The following is a 3,337-nucleotide window of genomic DNA, read 5'->3' on the forward strand; positions in this document are numbered from 1 at the left end:
GGGCGCCGTCTGGGCGGTGACCAACAGCTCTCTAGCGTGGTGCCGGGATGCCTCAACGACGTCGAAGCCCTCGGCCACGGAGCGAAGGGTCCCGTCGAGCGTGACGAGCGCGCGGAGCGCGCCGGCAACTACGGGGTCGACCGCGAGGCGGAAGTCCCTCATGATCGCCATCACGGCCACGAACATGGCGGCGTCGACACCGCCGGCCCCCAACGGCTGCGCCAAGACCTGACCCAGGCCACGCTCGAGCAGGACGCCGTCGACCGGTGCGGACGCGATCGTCACCTCGTCGAGCGCGTCGCGGAGGCCGGCGGGATCCTGTCGGTCGACGGCGATGAACATGCTCAGCAGTGCGGTGGTCTGGTGACGGTTGAGCCGACCTACCGAGCCGAAGTCGAGCAGCGCGAGCGCGCCGTCTGAGGTGAGAACGACGTTCCCCGGGTGGGGGTCGGCGTGGAAGGTACCGATCACCAGCAGCTGGTCGAGCATGCAGCGGAGCACATCCGTAGCCAGCTGCCTGCTCTCGTCTGCCGGCAGATCCTCCGTGGTGAGGGTACCGACGCTGCGGCCCTCCACCCAGTCGGTGACGAGCACCCGCCGGCTGCTCAGACCCCGATGCACGACTGGCACGCGGATCCGGGGGTGATGCACGATGGCGTCGCGCAGTTCTTCTCCGTTGCGGGCCTCGATGCCGAAGTCGAGCTCCTCGGAAACCGCACCCGTCAGTCCCCTGACCGTATCGACCAGACGCATGTCCCGCGCCCAGGCTGCACCGCTGCGCTCCAGCCGCACCGCGAGGCGCGCGAGGATGTCCAGGTCACGGCGTACCTGCTCGGCGATACCGGGTCGCTGCACCTTGACGGCGACGAGCCGGCCGTCGACAAGGGTTGCCTGGTGGACCTGGGCGATGGAGGCCGCCGCAACCGGCTCGTGATTGAACTCGGTGAACAGCTCGGCGGGGGATGCGCCGAGGTCTTCGACGATGACCTTTGCAACCTCGGTGTAGGGGATGCGGGTGACGTCCTGCTGCAGCCGCCGGAGGTGAGCGGCGACGTCTGGTGACACCAGGTCGGGTCGCGTGGACAGCAGCTGCCCCAGCTTCACGAACACCCCGCCTGCCTGCTGGAGCGTGTTGACCAGCGCGGGGCCGAGCTGCCGCGCGGTCCTGTCCTCGTGACGCCGAGTTGGCAACCCGTTGCGCGCCACGATGGCGGTCACTTCCGCGTAGCGGCGCAGCCGCGCCACACGAGCACGCAACGCAAGGACCGGGGCCCTCGGCGTATGTGAGCCGCGTGGCCCCGGGCGTGCGAGCAGTTCGGCGCCTGCGGCAGTCGCCATGGCGGCCAGCAAGCCGGAGATCGCCATCAGCGCGACGCTCGCCAGCCCCATGGACTCGGTGTCCAGCGCGGCGCCGACCAGCCCGAACGTGACGACACCTGCACCACCTACGGCTATCGCGCGGCGCAGACCGAGGCGCACCCCCGAGACGCGTGCGGCAGCCGTTGCCAGCATCGCGGCGACCGCGATCGCCCACAGCGCATCACTCATGGTTCAAGGTCAGTCGGCGACGATGATCTCGCCGCGCATGCCCGCGTGCAGGGCGCACTGGTACGGGTACGTGCCAGGCTGCGCGAACGTGTGCGTAAAGGTGCCGCTGGCTTGGGTCTCGCTCTGGAAGGCCTCCCCCACGACGTTGTGGTCACGAGACCCCTCCCACGTCCAGGTGACGGTGTCCCCGGTCGTGACCTGCAGGACGGAGGGTTCGAAGTCGTTGTCAACGACACGCACCTGGGTGCCTTCGACGGCGACGGCGGCGCGTCCGGCGGCGCACCCGGCGCCGAGTGCGATCACCATCGTCGACAGCAGCAGCGTGCGAACAAGGCGACGGCTGTAATGTGTGCGGTCGTGCGGGCGAGCGATCATGCTCGGCTCTCCTCGATGACGGGATGTGATCACCAGTCAGGCCCACATCGACGTGGAACAGAACCCGACTGGCCCCCGTCTTCGGCTCGGAAAGCCGCAACCCTTGGCTGCGGACCACCGGAGTGCCCGCTCAGGACACATCCTGCTCATCCCGAGGCGGCAGGCGAGTCTGCTCCACAGTCCCAGGATGCGGTGTGGCCATCGCGCCACTCAGGTCGGGGCGTCGAGAAACGTCGACCAGACGGCGAACCGTCCGGTCTACGGGTGACGTGGCTCGCGGTGCATGAACCAGTTCGGGTTGCCGAGCACCGGCGCCTCCCCGGTCACGACGAATCCATGCCGCTGGTAGAACACCACGTTCTCCGGCTTGTCGGTCTCGAGGTAGCCCAGCTGCCCGGCGGCGTCGAGCCGGCGCGTGTACTCGCGCATCAGCCGCGAGCCGATCCCGCGGCCCTGGAGATGCGCATCGACGGCCAGCGGACCGAAGTGGGAGTGCGGCGGCTCGGGTTTCCTGCAGGACTACCCGATCGAGCAGTACGTCCGAGATGCCAAGATCGACACTCTGTACGAGGGCACGACGGCCATCCAGGGTATGGATTTCTACTTCCGCAAGATCATCAAGGACAAGGGGCAGGCCATCGGCTGGCTCTCTACGCAGATTCAGCAGACGCTGGAAGCCGAGCTGGGCGGCGGCCGGCTCAAAGTCCGAGCGGGAACTGCTCGCGACCGCGCTGCAGAACGTGCAGGGCATGCTCGGCGCGATGGTCGGGTTCCTGATGTCGTCCGACCCGAACGCCGAGAACGGTGACATCCGCAACGTCTACAAGGTCGGCCAGAACACGACCCGGCTACTCCTGGCCACCGGCGACCTCGTCGTCGCGTGGCTGGTGATCCGGCAGGCGGCGGTGGCGTTGGACAAGCTCGGCGGCGACCTGCCCGCAAGCGACCAGTCCTTCTACGAGGGCAACGTGGCCGCGGCCCAGTTCTTCGCTCGGCAGGTGCTGCCCAAACTGTCGGCCGAGCGCGCCATCGCCGAGACCACCGACAACACCTTGATGGAACTCGACGAGGCCGCCCTCTAGCCGATCCACCAGGCGCGCGGCGACCTCCGACATCGACTCCGACGTAGCCCGCCTGGCGATCTCGAGGTTGCCCGTTGGGATATCGATCGTCACGCCGTCAGTTCCGCCAGCAGTCGCTGCCGCCACGCCTCGGTGGCCCGCAGGTTGTTGAACGTGTAAACGTGCAGCCCATCGGCGCGGTGAGGTGACGTCAGCTCCAATGTCAGCTCCCGGATCAGCCCGTCCGGCCGGTAGCCGCGGGGCAGCATCAACCGCAGTACCGGCCGGCGGTGCTTGCGCAGGAACCGGGCGGACGCGCCGACTCCGATCCTGGCGGCGGTCCGCAGCAGGCG

General features: G+C 68.6%; 6 protein-coding genes. 2 read left to right on the forward strand and 4 right to left on the reverse strand.

Annotated features, from left to right (window positions below; genetic code table 11):
* The 3 genes from VK923_10550 to VK923_10560 form a co-directional block, all read right to left on the reverse strand.
* A partial coding sequence (locus VK923_10550; protein HSJ45108.1) for an AarF/ABC1/UbiB kinase family protein occupies positions 1-1,548 on the reverse strand: 1,548 nt, incomplete at its 3' end.
* A 9-nt stretch (positions 1,549-1,557) separates the two neighbouring features.
* Positions 1,558-1,923 carry a plastocyanin/azurin family copper-binding protein gene (locus tag VK923_10555; protein HSJ45109.1) on the reverse strand — a complete coding sequence of 122 codons (366 nt, stop codon included), beginning with the start codon at positions 1,921-1,923 and terminating at the stop codon, positions 1,558-1,560.
* 258 nt (positions 1,924-2,181) lie between these two features.
* The gene (locus VK923_10560) at positions 2,182-2,400 is read right to left on the reverse strand and encodes a GNAT family N-acetyltransferase (protein HSJ45110.1); all 219 of its coding nucleotides are present in this window, start codon (positions 2,398-2,400) and stop codon (positions 2,182-2,184) included.
* On the opposite strand from VK923_10560, the gene VK923_10565 reads away from it, so the two are divergent.
* Together VK923_10565 and VK923_10570 are read left to right on the forward strand one after the other, a co-directional pair.
* Entirely contained in the window at positions 2,339-2,731 is a 393-nt protein-coding gene (locus tag VK923_10565; GenBank protein ID HSJ45111.1) for an acyl-CoA dehydrogenase family protein, read from the forward strand. The two genes, VK923_10560 and VK923_10565, sit on opposite strands and share 62 nt — an antisense overlap.
* Entirely contained in the window at positions 2,673-3,005 is a 333-nt protein-coding gene (locus VK923_10570; protein ID HSJ45112.1) for an acyl-CoA dehydrogenase C-terminal domain-containing protein, read from the forward strand. Before VK923_10565 ends, VK923_10570 begins: the two co-directional genes overlap by 59 nt.
* Positions 3,006-3,094: 89 nt before the next feature.
* Here VK923_10570 and VK923_10575 read toward each other — a convergent pair.
* On the reverse strand, positions 3,095-3,337 hold a 243-nt coding region (locus VK923_10575), incomplete at its 5' end, for a hypothetical protein (GenBank protein ID HSJ45113.1).

It is taken from the genome of Euzebyales bacterium (assembly GCA_035461305.1).
Classification (GTDB): Bacteria; Actinomycetota; Nitriliruptoria; order Euzebyales; family JAHELV01; genus JAHELV01.